Origin of the sequence: Anaerosphaera aminiphila DSM 21120, from assembly GCF_900129925.1 — a bacterium.
Taxonomy (GTDB): Bacteria; Bacillota; Clostridia; order Tissierellales; family Peptoniphilaceae; genus Anaerosphaera; species Anaerosphaera aminiphila.
Genome location: NZ_FQXI01000002.1, coordinates 91318 through 106994 on the forward strand (window position 1 = coordinate 91318; position 15677 = coordinate 106994).

At 33.7% G+C, this 15677-nt stretch carries 15 protein-coding genes; 9 read left to right on the forward strand and 6 right to left on the reverse strand.

Annotation, left to right across the window (positions count from 1 at the left end):
* Positions 1–12 precede the first annotated feature (12 nt).
* Positions 13–1632: a chaperonin GroEL gene (gene groL / locus BUB47_RS02870; RefSeq protein ID WP_073183584.1), complete on the forward strand. Its 1620-nt coding sequence runs from the start codon at positions 13–15 to the stop codon at positions 1630–1632.
* Between the two features lie 55 nt (positions 1633–1687).
* On the opposite strand, the gene BUB47_RS02875 is transcribed toward groL, so the two are convergent.
* Both BUB47_RS02875 and BUB47_RS02880 read right to left on the reverse strand, forming a co-directional pair.
* Positions 1688–2404, reverse strand: coding sequence for a TraX family protein (locus BUB47_RS02875; RefSeq protein ID WP_073183586.1), 717 nt, complete (start codon positions 2402–2404; stop codon positions 1688–1690).
* Positions 2405–2439: 35 nt separating this feature from the next.
* Entirely contained in the window at positions 2440–2628 is a 189-nt protein-coding gene (locus BUB47_RS02880; RefSeq protein WP_073183587.1) for an EamA family transporter, read from the reverse strand.
* A 238-nt stretch (positions 2629–2866) separates the two neighbouring features.
* On the opposite strand from BUB47_RS02880, the gene BUB47_RS02885 reads away from it, so the two are divergent.
* The gene (locus BUB47_RS02885) at positions 2867–4852 is read left to right on the forward strand and encodes a M13 family metallopeptidase (RefSeq protein ID WP_083529048.1); all 1986 of its coding nucleotides are present in this window, start codon (positions 2867–2869) and stop codon (positions 4850–4852) included.
* A 44-nt stretch (positions 4853–4896) separates the two neighbouring features.
* On the opposite strand, the gene BUB47_RS02890 is transcribed toward BUB47_RS02885, so the two are convergent.
* A complete protein-coding gene (locus tag BUB47_RS02890) occupies positions 4897–6075 on the reverse strand; it encodes a M20 metallopeptidase family protein (protein ID WP_073183589.1) in 1179 nt (392 codons plus the stop codon).
* 152 nt (positions 6076–6227) lie between these two features.
* Here BUB47_RS02890 and BUB47_RS02895 point away from each other — a divergent pair, with 152 nt between their 5' ends.
* On the forward strand, positions 6228–7751 hold the full coding sequence (locus BUB47_RS02895) for an AbgT family transporter (protein WP_073183591.1): 1524 nt from the start codon (positions 6228–6230) through the stop codon (positions 7749–7751).
* 534 nt (positions 7752–8285) lie between these two features.
* On the opposite strand, the gene BUB47_RS02900 is transcribed toward BUB47_RS02895, so the two are convergent.
* The gene (locus BUB47_RS02900) at positions 8286–9554 is read right to left on the reverse strand and encodes an amidohydrolase (RefSeq protein ID WP_073183592.1); all 1269 of its coding nucleotides are present in this window, start codon (positions 9552–9554) and stop codon (positions 8286–8288) included.
* Between the two features lie 53 nt (positions 9555–9607).
* A complete protein-coding gene (locus BUB47_RS02905; RefSeq protein WP_073183594.1) occupies positions 9608–10498 on the reverse strand; it encodes a fructose bisphosphate aldolase in 891 nt (296 codons plus the stop codon).
* 146 nt (positions 10499–10644) lie between these two features.
* Here BUB47_RS02905 and BUB47_RS02910 point away from each other — a divergent pair, with 146 nt between their 5' ends.
* From BUB47_RS02910 to BUB47_RS02935, 6 genes are all read left to right on the forward strand, one after another.
* Entirely contained in the window at positions 10645–11247 is a 603-nt protein-coding gene (locus BUB47_RS02910) for a ribonuclease H1 domain-containing protein (protein WP_073183596.1), read from the forward strand.
* A gap of 9 nt (positions 11248–11256) precedes the next feature.
* Positions 11257–11682 (forward strand): deoxycytidylate deaminase, encoded by a 426-nt coding sequence (locus BUB47_RS02915; RefSeq protein WP_073183689.1) that lies wholly within the window; start codon positions 11257–11259, stop codon positions 11680–11682.
* Positions 11683–11693: 11 nt separating this feature from the next.
* Entirely contained in the window at positions 11694–12137 is a 444-nt protein-coding gene (gene mscL / locus BUB47_RS02920) for a large conductance mechanosensitive channel protein MscL (RefSeq protein ID WP_073183598.1), read from the forward strand.
* Between the two features lie 10 nt (positions 12138–12147).
* On the forward strand, positions 12148–13338 hold the full coding sequence (locus BUB47_RS02925) for a patatin-like phospholipase family protein (protein ID WP_073183599.1): 1191 nt from the start codon (positions 12148–12150) through the stop codon (positions 13336–13338).
* 19 nt (positions 13339–13357) lie between these two features.
* Complete coding sequence (locus BUB47_RS02930) at positions 13358–13969, forward strand: NUDIX hydrolase (RefSeq protein ID WP_143270593.1); 612 nt, start codon at positions 13358–13360, stop codon at positions 13967–13969.
* Between the two features lie 273 nt (positions 13970–14242).
* Positions 14243–15244, forward strand: coding sequence for a ubiquitin-like domain-containing protein (locus BUB47_RS02935; RefSeq protein ID WP_143270594.1), 1002 nt, complete (start codon positions 14243–14245; stop codon positions 15242–15244).
* Positions 15245–15362: 118 nt separating this feature from the next.
* On the opposite strand, the gene BUB47_RS10155 is transcribed toward BUB47_RS02935, so the two are convergent.
* Positions 15363–15485, reverse strand: a complete 123-nt coding sequence (locus BUB47_RS10155; RefSeq protein WP_268761867.1) for a hypothetical protein — start codon at positions 15483–15485, stop codon at positions 15363–15365.
* Positions 15486–15677 lie beyond the last annotated feature (192 nt).

A 15677-nucleotide genomic window follows, 5' to 3' on the forward strand; every position in this document is an offset into this window, starting at 1 on the left:
GAGAGATTAGATATGGCAAAGGAAATTAAATTTTCAGATGATGCAAGAAAAGGATTAATAGATGGAATTAATATTTTAGCAGATACTGTTAAAGTAACTCTTGGACCAAAGGGAAGAAACGTAATACTAGATAAGGAATATGGCGCACCATTAATTACAAATGACGGTGTTACAATAGCAAGAGAAATTGAATGTGAAGATAAATTTGAAAACATGGGAGCTCAACTTTTAAAAGAAGTAGCTACTAAGACAAATGACGTTGCAGGAGATGGAACTACTACAGCTACACTTTTAGCTCAAGCTATAATTCTTGAGGGAATGAAAAACTTAGCAGCAGGCGCTAATCCAATGATTTTACAAAAGGGAATTAGAAAAGCGGTAGATAAGACAGTAGAAGAAATTAAAAACTTCTCTAAAGAAGTTGAAACAAAAGAATCTATTTCACAAGTTGCGGCAATATCAGCAGCTGATGAAGAAATTGGAAAGTTAATAGCTGAGGCAATGGAACGTGTTGGAAAAGACGGAGTTATAACTGTTGAAGAATCTAAATCAATGGGAACAAGCCTTGACGTAGTAGAGGGAATGCAATTTGACAGAGGATACTTATCACCTTATATGGTAACTGACAATGAAAAAATGGTGGCTGAGTTGGAAAACCCATATATCCTAATAACAGACAGAAAGATTACAAACATCCAAGACCTATTACCACTACTTGAACAAGTACTACAAGCATCAAGACCATTACTGGTAATTGCAGAAGATATAGAAGGTGAAGCACTAGCTACACTTGTTTTAAATAAATTAAGAGGAACAATAAACGTAGTTGGAATCAAAGCTCCAGGATATGGAGATAGAAGAAAAGAAATGCTTGAAGACATTGCAATTTTAACTGGTGGACAAGTTATTTCAACTGACTTAGGTCAAGAAATTAAAGACGCAACTATTGACATGCTTGGTTCAGCTTCTAAAGTAAGAGTTGAAAAAGAGCTTACTGTAATTGTAAATGGAGCAGGAAATAAATCTGATTTAGAAGCAAGAGTTGCTCAAATTAAAATGCAAATAGAAGAAACAGACTCTGAATTTGACAGAGAAAAATTACAAGAGAGACTTGCTAAACTTGTTGGTGGTGTAGCAGTAATTCAAGTAGGTGCAGCAACAGAAGTAGAACTTAAAGAGAGAAAACTTAGAATTGAAGATGCACTATCTGCAACAAGAGCAGCAGTTGAAGAAGGAATTGTTCCAGGAGGCGGAACAGTTTTAGTAGATTGTATAGGCGCAATTGCAAAACTTTCAGAAGAAATGGAAGGCGACGAAAAAACCGGAGTTAACATAGTGTTAAAAGCACTTGAAGCACCACTTCGCCAAATAGCAGAAAATGCAGGAGTTGAAGGTTCAGTAATAGTAGAACACGTTAAAACTCTTGAAGTTGGAACAGGCTTTGACGCACTTAATGGAAAATATGAAAATATGATAGATGCTGGAATTGTAGATCCTACAAAAGTAACTAGATCAGCTCTTCAAAATGCATCAAGCGTTGCAGCTATGATTCTTACTACAGAGGCAGCAGTTGCAGTAATTCCTGAAGCAGAACCACAAGCACCAATGAATCCAGGAATGGGCATGATGTAAAATAAATTTTTAAAAAATTAAGAGACCTTTTAAGGTCTCTTTTTTGTGTTTAAAATTATAATACTCTTGATGCGATAATTCCGATTATCCAGAGATGAGCCGGATAAAATATATAAAAAATGTACTTTGTAAAATTGTTATTCAGTCCTCTCTTGCCATTATATAGTCTAATAAATGGAAGACCTGCAATGAAGAATAATAAATCTGAGTGAAGTCCAAAATTTATTAAAATTTCTCTAAGGGAATTTCCTTGGAAAAGTCCCGGTGAAAATAAAAAAGTTATCAGTACAAATATAAGATTTCTCTTCCTCGAGTTATTTTTATATATGTAGCAAATTATCATAAAGGGAAATATAGTAATACCACCTTCAAATAAAAGAGAGGCGGAATAAATTAAAAGCAATAAAATAATTGCCAGCAGCTTTTTATTTTTCTCATAGTAGAGTTTATTTAGAGTGTAAAGTCCTGTAAGCCCCAGAGCAAATGTCAAAAGAATGCTGTTATTCACAAAGTATTCAGGTTTTATAATTATATATTCATTTATAAAAAATGATCCCATAGACATTGCAAAACCAAAGAAGTAAAGTCTAAAGGCATATGCTCTAACACTTTTTGTGTGGATAAATCCCTCAACTATAAAGTAGGCAAATACAGCTGCAACAGGTCTACTAATTAGGTGAAATAGCGATGCAAATTCTATTGGAATAAAGTAATCTATATGGTCTAAGACCATTAAAAACATCATTAAAAATTTTAAGCTCGTAGCTGTCATTATATGCTCCTTATTTTTTAATATTATTAAAAAAGCTAAATTCGGTTTCTAAGTATATCGGGAAGTTGTGCAAGTATAATGGCAAGAAAAATAAGAACACAGCCAATAATTTCTCTTCCAGATAAAACTTCGTGAAAAATCAAAGCTCCCGAAATAACGGAAATTATAGATTCAAAACTTAAAATCAAAGATGAAATTACAGTGGTGACATATTTTTGGCCCATTATTTGTGATCTGTTAAAAATATTATTATAACATATAAAATACTGCTCTTAATGGAGAATTCTATCTTTCCATTTTTTTGTTTAAAATTAAATAAAAATATGTATAGTATTTTAGTGAATAAAAAAATACAAAGTTTAAAGACTGTCTAAGATGTGTAATAGAGGGCATAAAGTGTATTGCAATAAATTAAAACAATGTGTTAGTATGTGTGGGAAAAATATTTGATAGAGGTGAAAGATGTATAATAAAAATAAAATAAAATCAATTGTAATCATATTAGCTTTAAGTATTTTGCTCGTAGCTTGTGGAGACAAGGGAATACAAAAAGCAGAAGTTCGTCCGCAAGATGACTTATATGAAGCTGTAAATGGTCAGTGGATGGAAAAAGTGGAAATACCGCCAACAACTACTTCAGTAGGTGTTACTGAAGACATTCAAGATAAAATTGCAAGTACACTAAAGTCTGATTTTGATAAAATGTTAGAGGGAAAAACAAAACCGGAGAGTTCAGATTTAAAGGAGTTTTTAAAGTACTATAAATTGGCTTCTGACTATGAACGTAGAAATAAAGATGGAGAAAAACCTGTTTTAAAGAGGTTAAGTAAAATTGAAAATTTAAAATCTCTAGATGACTTAAATAAAAACTATAGTGAAATGCTTTTAGATGGATATGTACTTCCTACAATAATTTCTGTAGACACAGATATGGAAAAATCTGACACTAATTCACTTTATTTTGGAATGCCTGGTTTGTTAAAAGGCGAAAAGTCCTATTATGAAGAGACAAGTAAAAGAGGAAAAGAAATTTTAGATATATACAGAAAATCTTTTGTAGAGATGATTAAATTAACTGGGAAAAGTGAAAGTGATGCAAAAAAAATAGCTGAACAGGCAATTGAATTTGATAAACTGCTTTCAACTTATGCAAAGAGCTCAGAAGAGTCTTCCAACATAGATAATTCATACAACCCTATAAGCACAAAAGAACTGTTAAAAGACAGTGAAAATATAGATATTAATAATATTTTACTGTCAACAATAGGAGTTGTTCCTGAAAAAGTAATTGTTGCAGATTTAGAATATTATAGAGATTTAGATAAAATAATCTCTGAAGAAAATCTGGATTTAATAAAGAGTTGGATGTATATACTGGCCCTTGAAGAAAGCACACCCTATCTATCTAAGAATTTAGAAAATATAGCAAGTAAGGCTGCTATGGAAGTGGCTGGAATTTCTGAAGCTGAAGATCCGGAATTTAGAGCTTATTCACTGGCAGGAGAAGCATTTTATGATGAAATAGGTCAATATTATGGAAAGACTTATTTTGGTGAAGAAGCAAAAAAAGATGTGGAAACTATGGTAGATGAATTGATTAAAATATATGGCAAGCGAATAAAAAATGCAGATTGGCTCACTGAAGAAACTAGAAATGAGGCAATAAAAAAATTAAACAGCATGACAATACAAATCGGATACCCTGATTATGACAATTCAAAAGATGAAAAGCTAACAGTAGATGAAAATTTGAGTTTATACGAAAATACTTTAAATATGAGTAGAGAGAATAACAAATTACTTTTTAGTAGTTATAGTGAACCTGTAGATAGAGATAAATGGATAACGGGAGCTCAAGAAGTAAATGCATTTTATATGCCTACAACCAATACTATTACTTTTCCAGCGGGGATTTTACAAGCACCCTTTTATAGTATAGATCAGACACCAAGTCAAAACTATGGTGGAATTGGAGCGATTATAGGACATGAGATTTCACACGCCTTTGACCCTGAGGGATCTAAATATGATGAAAAGGGAAATTTAAACAACTGGTGGACGCCGGAAGATTATGCGGCATTTAAAGAGAGAACAGAGGCAGCAGTAAAACAATTTGACGGAATAGAATATGCTGGTGGAAAAATAAATGGCAAGTTGACTATTACTGAAAATGTAGCAGATACTGGAGGCTTAATTGTAGCCTTAGAAGCTGCTAAAGAAAGTAAAGATGCAAATTTAGAAGAGTTTTTTGAAAATTGGGCTATGTCTTGGAGGGGAAAGGCAACCCCGGAAACTGAAGAGATAATGCTTTTGACAGATACTCATGCTCCAGGTAAGCTGAGAACTAATATTCAAGTTTCAAATTTAGAGGACTTCTATAAGACCTTTGATGTAAAAAAAGGCGACGGAATGTATATTGCACCTGAAAATAGAGTTGTAGTTTGGTAAATAAATATAAAACACCTTACATTTTAAAATGTAAGGTGTTTTTACTATATAGCTTTTAAATACTTTAATGCAATAGTAGAAAGTGCCAATACTCCATAGTCCAAAACATTTTCATCTGGATTGAACTTGGCATTGTGAAGTCCGTACTGAGTTTTTGGATCTTCATTTGAGCAACCCACTACTAAGAAAGTAGATGGCACAAGGACTGAGTATCTGGAGAAGTCCTCTCCAGCCAGCTTAAAGCTCTCACTTTGAACAAGACCCTTCTCAAAAATATCTTCAACCCACTCAGCTGCAAGTAGAGTATGTTTTTCTTCATTTATGACAGGTTCGGAAATGCCCCAGTACTTTATTTCATATTCTACATTAAATAGTTCTGCAATACTCTTAGTCATTTCATAAAGTCTCTTTTTAAATAATTCCTTGTCTTCTACATAGTGAGTTCTAATGGTACCCATTATCTCACAGACATCGGGGATAATAGCTGCAGCTTCACCTGCGTTAAAAGCGCAAACTTGTAGTACATTTGGATTTAGCGGAGAGATTTCCTTAGAAATTGAATTTAGTGCTTCGTAAAGTCTAACTCCTGCGACTATTGGGTCAATAGATTTGTAGGGAACACTTCCATGTCCTCCATTACCTGTTAACTTTATAGAAAAAAATCTTGGGTAGGAAGTTATTGGGCCAACTTCAATAGAGGCAGTTCCTATTTTCAATGAAGGTTCTATGTGCATTCCAATGGCGTAGTCAACTTTTGGATTTTCAAGGACCCCATCGTTAATCATTGCAAGAGCTCCTCCTGAACCCTCTTCAGCGGGTTGGAAACAAAGTTTTACACTTCCATGCATTTCATCTCTATATTTATTTAATATAGATGCAACGGCGATTAAGTTTGAAGTATGTATGTCGTGACCACAGGCGTGCATTACATTTTCAACCTCAGAAGAAAATTCAAGTCCTGTAATCTCATTAACGGGAAGAGCGTCCATATCTGCTCGAATCATAATAGTTGGACCTTTGTGAGCACCTTCAATTAGTCCTACAACTCCATATCCTCCGACATTTGACTTGTAGTTTATTCTAAGTTCATCTAAATTTTTCATTACAAAGTCAGCTGTATTTTTTTCGTGAAGGGACAATTCAGGGTGTCTGTGTAAATGTCTTCTATTTTCAATAGTTTTTTCTCTAAAATTTTTGGCGAGTTCCTTTAATTTTTTATCCATAACTAACATCACATCCTTTTTTACCATTATATCTAAACTATACTCAATACTTCAATACTTTATTAATTTATTACTTTATAAAATGCTTTATAATTCATAAAAAGTGGGTATATATGATTCAATAATTTAATATAGGTAAAGGAGGAGTTAATATGTCAGAAAAAAAGAAAAAGCAGTCTAATGACATGGGAGGTTTTTTGGGTTGGATTGAAAGAGTGGGAAATAAAATTCCGCATCCGTTTATTTTGTTTTTAGCACTTATGGTAATTATAGCGGTGATTTCACTTTTGGCAAAGGGAGCAACAACTATTAATCCTGCCACAGGAGAAGAGGTAGTAATAAAAAACATTCTTTCGGGAGAGGGAATATCCTATGCTTTAACCAGCATGGTTACTAATTTTACTTCGTTTGCACCACTGGGACTTGTGTTGTCGATGACTTTAGGTATAGGTCTGGCTGAAGAAGTGGGACTTATGAGTGCATTTATGAGAAAGACAATTTTAGGAGTAAATGACAAATTTGTAGTGCCTGTAATTATGTTAGTTGGTATTTGCGGGAATTTAGCTTCTGATGCAGCTATTATTATAGTTCCAACTTTGGCGGCAATGATATTTTTATACATAGGAAAAAATCCACTCGCCGGTGTTGCTCTGGGATATGCTGCAACTACTGCAGGATTTTCGGCAAACTTGGTAATAGCCGGAACTGATGCGTTGCTTCAAGGAATTACAAATACGGCATCTGAAATTGTAAATGGTCCGGAGATACAAGTTACAGCCAACTGGTTTATTATGATTGTATCTACATTTATATTGACAATAGTTGGTACCATTGTAAATAATAAAATTATTGAGCCAAGACTTGGGAAGTACCATGGAAATACTGATGTAGAGAGAAAAGAAATCACAACAGAGGAAAACAAGGGATTAAAAGCTGCGGCAATTTCACTTATTATTTACTTAGTAGTAATAGTGGCAGTCTGTATACCAAAAAATTCCTTTATGAGAAATGCGGAGACAGGTTCACTTACTTCAGGTTCAACTTTAATGAGTGGTATTATTCCATTGATTTTGTTTTTGTTCTTAATAATTTCAATTGCCTATGGTAAGGCTTCCGGAGAAATAAAAGACAGTTTGAGAGAAGTTCCGAAAATTATGGAGACATCTATAGCTAAAATGAGTTCCTTTATAGTTTTAGCATTTATAATCGGGCAATTTATAGCTTGGTTTAATTGGACTAGTATGGGTGAATACTTGGCTATAATACTTGCAAACTTCTTGGAAGAGGGAGGATTCACAGGAGCACCGCTCTTTGTACTGTATATATTAATAGTGGCGTTTATAAATTTATTTATCGGTTCAGGGTCTGCAAAGTGGGCGCTACTTGCTCCAATATTTGTGCCAATGATGACACTACTGGGATATCACCCAGCGTGGACACAATTTTTATATAGAGTTGGAGATTCAACAACTAATATAATTTCGCCACTGTTCCCATATTTCCCAATAATACTTAGCTTTATGAAAGAATATGATGAAGATGCAGGTGCGGGAACTTTAATTTCCACAATGATTCCATATTCAGTGGCAATGTTAATTACATGGATAATATTTACACTGGTTTGGTACTTCTTTATTCCACTTCCAATAGGAATAGGTGGGCAAATAATGCTTTAATAAAATAATAAAAGTCGATACTTTGGCTAAGTGGTGATTCAGAGTGAAGACAAATACTGCAAATTATTTTTATTACATTTTTCCTATAAAAAATAATTAGCTTTGGAACTTTAATAAACTTTCAAATTAAAAACAACTAAACCTATTAATCAACTCAAAAGCGTTTCAGAGGTGTAGCAGTAAATTCTATCCACTCGCTAATGCTCGTGGAGAATTCTTGCATAAAATCTATTACGAAATCGTAGATTTCTATAAATTGTTAAAGGGGAGGGTTTGGGAGGGCATGAGGAGAAATCGCAATCTCCTTCGTCCTCCCAAGAATTTTAAAAATAAATTTGAAATCAAATGAAAACATAGATAATATTATGTTTATTTATACTTTATCAAAAGTCTAAGCCGACACTTCAACTAAGGTATCGGCTTTATTTTTATTTAAATATATAAAATGCACCTTTAAAAATTAGGTTTTGAGTCTAACTTTTAAGGTGCACTTTAAACCATTAAAATTAATGTTATCTAACTAAGCTTTAATTTTTACTTATCTGAAAGTATTTCAATAGTGCTAATATATGTGTCCAGTCCAAGTTTTAAAACACTTTCATCATAGTCAAAGGCAACGTTGTGATGTGGAGCTTTTAAAGTTGTGCCAAGCATGTAGTGAATAGAATATCCACCAAGTTCTTCAACTCTTTTAAGCATGTAGCTTACATCTTCAGAACCGCCAAGATTTGGTCTTAAGTGAGTTGTAAATCCTTTTTCATCAAGCTTTTCTGCCATATAATCTATAAATTCAGGGTGAATAGTTTCAAAGTTAATTGCCTCTCCAACTTTACTTAGATTGTACTTTACATCAAAGCTTTCGGCAGTTCCTCTTGCAACTTGCTCAACTCTCTTTGAAAGGTCGTTTAAAATAAGTTCGTCACTACCTCTGGTTTCTATTTGCATATAACTTTCTCCGGGAACTATATTTCTGCCAGTGCCTGCATTTAAAACTCCCACGTTAATTCTGGAAGAACCTGTTGAGTACTGAGGAAGTGTGTGAAGAGAAAGGGCAGCTGAAGCGGCAGCTAAAAGAGCGTTTCTTCCGTCTTGAGGATTAGCTCCTGCATGTGCAGTAACTCCCTCATAGGACAGGTCGAATTTAGAAGTTGCCAAAAATCCTGTGGAGCCGACACCGACTACACCTATCTTTTCGTTCATGCCAATATGTGAAGCTATCATATAGTCAAGCCCATCAGCAGCTCCGGCAGCAGTCATGGATTTTCCGCCCCTTACACCTTCTTCGGCAGGCTGAAATATAATTCTAAAGTTTCCAGATAGTTTTTCTATATTGTCCACTATCCAGTGGCAAAGTCCAAGCCCCATAGCAATGTGACCGTCATGGCCGCAGGCATGGTCTGTGGAGTTGTCCTTTGAACGAAAGCCGAGTTTATTTGGAATGTGCTCAGGATCGTCAGTTTCGTGAAGGGGAAGGGCATCAATATCAAATCTAAATCCGAAATTCTTCCCCGGATTTGAACTATTTATTTCCACAATACAACCTGTATATCCCTTTAATATATCTGAAACGTCAAAGTTTAAATTATCTGTATTTACTTTTTTACCATGTTCAGACATAACTTCTTCAGAGGGAAGTCCCATTCTATCTGCAGAGTGAATTTCTCTGCCATATTTTACATCTAAGCCCAACATCTTTAAATATTTAATGATGTTTATTGTGGTTTGCATTTCCAACCAGCCAACTTCTGCTATTTGTCTAAAATTTCTTCTAAGAGCAATTAATTCTTCGTAGTATTTTTCCATAATAACTCCTTTAAACAAAAGAAGAGAGCTTAAGCTCTCTTCCATAAAATTACTTATTTTGCAATTGAAGCTTGGTAAATGCCTTCAATTGAATTATCTAACATTTTATTAAACTCTTCTTCACTTTGATTTACATTTAATCCTTCAGAAAGAGCTCTGGAAAAACTAGCTATTAGGTTTTCGTTCTTAGCTAAGAGTTCATTTGACTTATCTCTAGTGTATCCACCTGAAAGAGCTACAACTCTAACAACTTGAGGATATTCTAAAAGATCAGAGTACAAGTTTACTTTTGAAGGAATAGTAAATTTAAACATTACATAGCAGTCTTTTGGAAGTGCATCTAATTGTGCAACTACTTCTCGTTTTACAATTTCTTCAATTTCTTCTTTGTCTTTTGCATTAATGTCAACTTCAGGTTCAATTATAGGAACAAAGCCTGCAGCGGAAATTATCTTTGCATATTCAAATTGTTGTTTTATAATTTCAACAATTCCCTCTTCATTTAGTTCTTTAATTACAGATCTCATCTTAGTACCAAAGATATTTCTCTCTTTTGCATTTTCTAAAAGTGTGTCTAAGCTCTTCATAGGCTTCATTAGTTGAACGCCTTTATTTAGCTCGTCAAGACCTTCGTCAATTTTTAAAAATGGAACAATGCCCTTTTTATCCCAAAGGAAATCAGATGTGTATTGACCATCTATTTTTGAGTTCATTGTCACTTTAAATAAAATTGCTCCGAGAATTCTATCATCAGTAAAAGCAGGGCTCTTAATAATTCTAGTTCTCATGTCGTGTACAAGTTTAAACATCTCGTCATCATTTGTGTAACTGCTTGGTTCAACTCCATAAAGTTGTAGAGCTTTTGGTGTAGAACCACCACTTTGGTCAAGAGCAGCAATAAAACCTTTTGCATTTTTAATTCTTTCAAATTGTTTAGTATTCATTTAATACCTCCATAAAATAACGCTACATTACAATAAAGTAAGTATACCATAAATGATGAATTTCTTATAGCATAAATATGAAAGGTGTTAACATTGGCGGGGTAAATGAAGTATAATAATAGTATCTAGATAAAAAAGGAGCAGTTATGAATTATTACGCAGTTAAAAAAGGTAAGATACCGGGAATTTACACAACTTGGGCTGATTGTAAAGACCAAGTTTACGGATATAGTGGCGCAGTATACAAAAAATTTTCCAATGAGGAAGATGCAAAAGTATTTATGGGTGATGAAGTTGAAAATTTAAATTCCGGCACAGAAGAAAAAAGTATTTGTGCAGAAGATGAATTAATAGCATATGTAGATGGCTCCTATGATGATTCAAATAAAAGTTTTTCTTTTGGGGCACTGTTATTTGACGGAGCGGGAATATATGAAATGCACTCTAAGAGATTTTACAATGAAGACGCTACAATGAGAAATGTATCAGGTGAAATAGAAGGTGCAATGTACGCAATGAAAAGAGCTGTTGAGCTGGGAAAAAAAGTCCTATACCTTCATTATGACTATGCAGGTATAGAAAATTGGGCTTTAAAAAATTGGAAGGCCAATAAAAAGGGAACTATGGAGTACAGAGATTTTTACAGTGAAATATCTAAAAAAATTAAAGTTAACTTTATAAAGGTGAAAGCTCACAGTGGAGTAGAATACAATGATGTAGTAGATAAATTAGCTAAAGAAGCAAAATGAGGTGTTATGTTGAGAAAATCGTGGAATGAATATTTTATGGAAATTACAGAAATGGTTGCAACCAGATCAACTTGCGATAGAGCTTTTGTGGGATGTGTGCTGGTAAATAAAGACAATAGAATAGTTTCAACTGGATACAACGGGTCTGTTTCAGGGAATCCTCAATGTGATGAAATAGGCCATACAATGCGTGATGGACACTGTATCGCCACTATTCACGCAGAGATGAATGCACTTTTATACTGTGCAAAAGAGGGGATTTCTGTAAAGGGGTGTAGTGCCTATGTAACTCACTTTCCCTGTTTAAACTGTACAAAGGCCTTAATTCAAGCTGGAATAGAGGCTATTTACTATAAAGAAGGGTATAGGATAGATGACTATGCTCTTGAACTATTAGAGAGAAATAAAGTGATAGTAAAAAAATTAAATTATTAAAGGAGTAGATTATGGAACAAATGGATAAAGTTGGAAAGGGTACGAAAAAATTCTTTGGAGAATTTAAAGACTTTATTTCCAAGGGTAATGTAATAGACATGGCTGTTGGGGTAGTAATAGGTGGTGCTTTTAGTAAAATTGTAGATTCTCTAGTTAAAAATATAATTACACCGCTTATCAGTGCAGTAGTTGGAAAAGAAACATTTACAGATATATCCTTTAAATTAGGAAGTACTACGATAGGCGTAGGGGCATTTATACAAAGTGTATTTGATTTTTTAATTATGGCCTTTGTAATATTTGTAGTAATTAAAAATATGTCTAAGTTAAAGTCTATGATGATAAAGGAAGAGGAAGTTATAGAAGAAGCTACAACGAAGATTTGCCCTTACTGTAAAACGGAGATAAATATAGAAGCTACAAGATGTCCAAATTGTACAAGTCAGTTAGATTAAGGTGATAAAAATGTACGGTTTAGTGCTGGAAGGTGGAGGAGCAAAGGGAGCTTACCAAATAGGAGCTTACTTTGCGCTAGTAGAGTTGGGATTTGAATTTGAAGCTGTAGTTGGAACGTCAATTGGCTCAATAAATGGAGCTATGATTGCCATGGGCGAAGCTGAAAAATGTGTTGAACTTTGGAGAACGTTGAACTTAAATGACTTAATAAAAGAAGCGGAAGTAAGGACAGTAGCAAGCAAGACAAATAAGCAAGAGGACAAATCAGATGAAGAAAAAGAAATATCTGAAGTTATAAAGGCAATACTAAGTGATGGAGATGAAATTTTAGATTCAATTAAAAGTGCCTTTATGGACTTGTTAAATACTAAAACAGTTTCATTACAACCACTAAAGGACTTAGTGAGTAACAACATAGATGAAGAAAAAGTCAGAAACTCAAAGATGAAGTTTGGACTTGTAACAGTAAATGTCACAGATAAAAAGGCGGAAGAGTTATATATAGAAGATATCCCAAAGGGAGAGCTAAATAAATATATAGTTGCAAGTTGTTATTTGCCTGTGTTTAAATTGGAGCCCTTAGATGGAAAGTACTACCTTGATGGAGGATTTTACAATAAAGTTCCATATAATATGGTAGAAAAGTTGAACTTAACTCCAATAATAGTTAGAACGGGACCGGCAGACATTAGAGATTTGTCCTTTCCAAAGGACGCCATAGTAATAGAGCCTAGGAAAAACCATACATCTGTTATGGACTTTGATCCGGTTAAAGCAGATGAACTAATAAGAATAGGGTATTTTGACACATATAAAAAAATAAAATCTCTAAGGGGAAATAAGTACTATATAGAAGACTTTTCTGAAGAAGAGGCATTTAAAATAATAAAAGACATCTTCTTTGACAAGCTGGATTTTTTTGCAGAAGACAGTAGCTTTAATCTAAGTTCAAAATATAGAAGACTTTTTGAAGAAGTAATTCCAAAGTTATCTTCAAGTTTGGGACTTAGAGGAAATTATACCTATGCAGACTTTGTTGCAGCACTAGTTGAAGAAGAATCTGAAAGACAGAATATAGAATATTTGCGAATATATAAAATTTCTGAACTCATAGACGAGTTGATGAAAAAAAACGGCATTGAATTTGCAAACTACGAAGTGAGTAAATTTAATCAATTGGTAAAGAGAATAATTAAATAGAATAAATGAGGGAAATGGTATGAAGATAGATCGCGTAAAAGATAAGCTAAAAGGTCAAAAGCCAAGACCTATAGACGTTAAAAATAACTACTCTGTATTTATTCCGTTTATTGAAATAGATGGAAAATATCACATCCTCTATGAAGTTAGAGCCAAGACCTTGAGAAATCAACCTGGGGAAATCAGCTTTCCCGGAGGCAGAATTGAAAGAGGAGAAAGTTGTGTAAAAGCAGCAGTTAGAGAAACCAGTGAAGAATTGTTAATTCCGGAGCGAAAAATAGAAGTATTTTCAAAGGGAGACTTTTTAGTAAATCCCTACTACTCAGTTTTATACTCTGTAATAGGTAGAATAAATGTAAACTATGAAAAAATAGTTCCCAGTGAAGCGGAAGTGGACAGTATTTTTACTGTGCCACTAGACTATTTGTTAAATACAGAGCCAAAGTCCTACGACTTGGAACTTTCAGTTAAGAACAACAAGGAATTTCCCTATGGATTAATACCAAATGGAAAGGACTATAAATTTAAAAGAGGTAGAGAAAATGTCCTGTTTTATGAATACGAAGGCAAGATAATTTGGGGATTTACTGCCAAGATGACACAGAATTTAATAAAAAAAATAAAACTGTAATATTCTTGTAATAATTAAAATTAAAAGGGCTATTTTTAGCCCTTTTTTAAATTATAAAATAATAAACTTTAAAATGTAGTAGAAAAGTGAATATTCTAAAACAGTTGAAAACAGTAATATAATATAAAAAGAGTCAATAGTTACAAAGAAGTAACAATATATTTGACAATTATATAAATAACCTTTATACTCACTTAGAGTAACAAATAGTTACAAAGAAGTAACAAAAATTACAATCTTGTAATTTTTAAATTTGGGAGGTTATTTTTAATTATGAATATTTCACAAGGGAAATTCAGAAAAAAACTTGCGACAATATTAATAGGGGGAACATTATTATCCTCAACATTTACAATGGGTTTTAACACTGTACTTGGCAAGGATGTTAATTTAATAGTAGATGGACAAACAAGAGAGATAATGACTTACTCTTCAACAGTTGGTTCATTTTTAAAGACAGAGAGAATAGAATTAGAAGATGGCGAAGTAGTAACTCCATCACTAGATGAAAAAATTACTCCAGAAATGGATATTATTATATCTACTCCGAAGAACTATGTAATTCGTGAAGACGAAGAAGAGCGAAGAGTAAAATCTACGGGAAAGACAGTAGAAGAAGTTTTAGAAGAAGCGGAAATTGAATTAGATGAACATGACGTAGTAACACCTGCACTTGAGTCAAAAGTTTCTCCAAATCAAACTATAAGCATTGAAAGAGTTCAAAAAGAAACATTTACAGAAGAAATAACTTTACCTTTTGAAAAAATTCAAAATGAAAATGCTGATATGTACAAAGGTGAAACAAAGATAATAGAACAAGGCGTTGAGGGAATTCAAGTAAATACAATTCAAAACACTTTTGTAAATGATGAACTAGTGTCAATAGATACTATAAATTCAGAAATTATCCAAGAGCCGGTAACTCAAGTAGAAGAAATTGGAACAAAGGAAACTCCTTCATCAGCAGCACTGGAAGGGAAAAATGTAAAAAGAGTTGTAACTATGGAAGCAACAGCTTACGACCCTACAGCAGGTTCAAAAACTGCAATGGGAACAAGAGCAAGAGTTGGAGCTGTAGCAGTAGATCCTAAGGTAATTCCACTGGGAACAAAGCTATACGTAGAATCACTTGATGGATTTACATCATATGGATACTGTGTAGCAGAAGATACAGGTGGAGCAATTAAGGGAAATAGAATAGATTTATTTTACAATTCTAACTCAGAAGCACTTCGCTTTGGAAGAAGAAACGTAAGAGTATATGTACTGGATTAATTAAGGGAGCTTATAGCTCCTTTTTTTTGAGACCTAACAGAAATCTTTGATTTCGTTGTAGGTTCAATGTCAGGTTTTCCCAAGGCTGAAAGGCTTGGTAGAAAACTCCGACTGAGATCTAACCTAACAATCTATAGGAACTTTGAGACCTAACAGAAATCTTTGATTTCGTCGTAGGTCCAATGTCAAGTTTTCCCAAGGCTGAAAGGCTTGGTAGAAAACTACGGCAAGATTTCGTCATAGAATTTACTGCCAATTTTTAGTTTTGCTAAAGTATCATTTAATATTTATATTTCTTTTCTCTAAAGTGTGTTTCAATACAATTCTTGAGGGAGGGCGAAGGGAATTGCGATTTTCCCTCACGGCCCTCCCTCAAACTCCCTCCCCTTACACCCTTGAAACGCTTTGAGACCTAACCTAACAATTTATAGGA

Excerpts from the sequence above, each read along its gene's own strand:
- BUB47_RS02930 (WP_143270593.1), top strand. The coding sequence starts at position 13,358 with ATGAAGATAGATCGCGTAAAAGATAAGCTAAAAGGTCAAAAGCCAAGA.
- BUB47_RS02935 (WP_143270594.1), top strand. The coding sequence starts at position 14,243 with ATGAATATTTCACAAGGGAAATTCAGAAAAAAACTTGCGACAATATTA.
- BUB47_RS02890 (WP_073183589.1), bottom strand. The coding sequence starts at position 6,075 with ATGGATAAAAAATTAAAGGAACTCGCCAAAAATTTTAGAGAAAAAACT.
- BUB47_RS02895 (WP_073183591.1), top strand. The coding sequence starts at position 6,228 with ATGTCAGAAAAAAAGAAAAAGCAGTCTAATGACATGGGAGGTTTTTTG.
- BUB47_RS02875 (WP_073183586.1), bottom strand. The coding sequence starts at position 2,404 with ATGACAGCTACGAGCTTAAAATTTTTAATGATGTTTTTAATGGTCTTA.
- BUB47_RS02905 (WP_073183594.1), bottom strand. The coding sequence starts at position 10,498 with ATGAATACTAAACAATTTGAAAGAATTAAAAATGCAAAAGGTTTTATT.
- BUB47_RS02880 (WP_073183587.1), bottom strand. The coding sequence starts at position 2,628 with ATGGGCCAAAAATATGTCACCACTGTAATTTCATCTTTGATTTTAAGT.
- groL (WP_073183584.1), top strand. The coding sequence starts at position 13 with ATGGCAAAGGAAATTAAATTTTCAGATGATGCAAGAAAAGGATTAATA.
- BUB47_RS02925 (WP_073183599.1), top strand. The coding sequence starts at position 12,148 with ATGTACGGTTTAGTGCTGGAAGGTGGAGGAGCAAAGGGAGCTTACCAA.
- BUB47_RS02910 (WP_073183596.1), top strand. The coding sequence starts at position 10,645 with ATGAATTATTACGCAGTTAAAAAAGGTAAGATACCGGGAATTTACACA.
- BUB47_RS02900 (WP_073183592.1), bottom strand. The coding sequence starts at position 9,554 with ATGGAAAAATACTACGAAGAATTAATTGCTCTTAGAAGAAATTTTAGA.
- mscL (WP_073183598.1), top strand. The coding sequence starts at position 11,694 with ATGGAACAAATGGATAAAGTTGGAAAGGGTACGAAAAAATTCTTTGGA.
- BUB47_RS02885 (WP_083529048.1), top strand. The coding sequence starts at position 2,867 with ATGTATAATAAAAATAAAATAAAATCAATTGTAATCATATTAGCTTTA.
- BUB47_RS10155 (WP_268761867.1), bottom strand. The coding sequence starts at position 15,485 with ATGACGAAATCTTGCCGTAGTTTTCTACCAAGCCTTTCAGCCTTGGGA.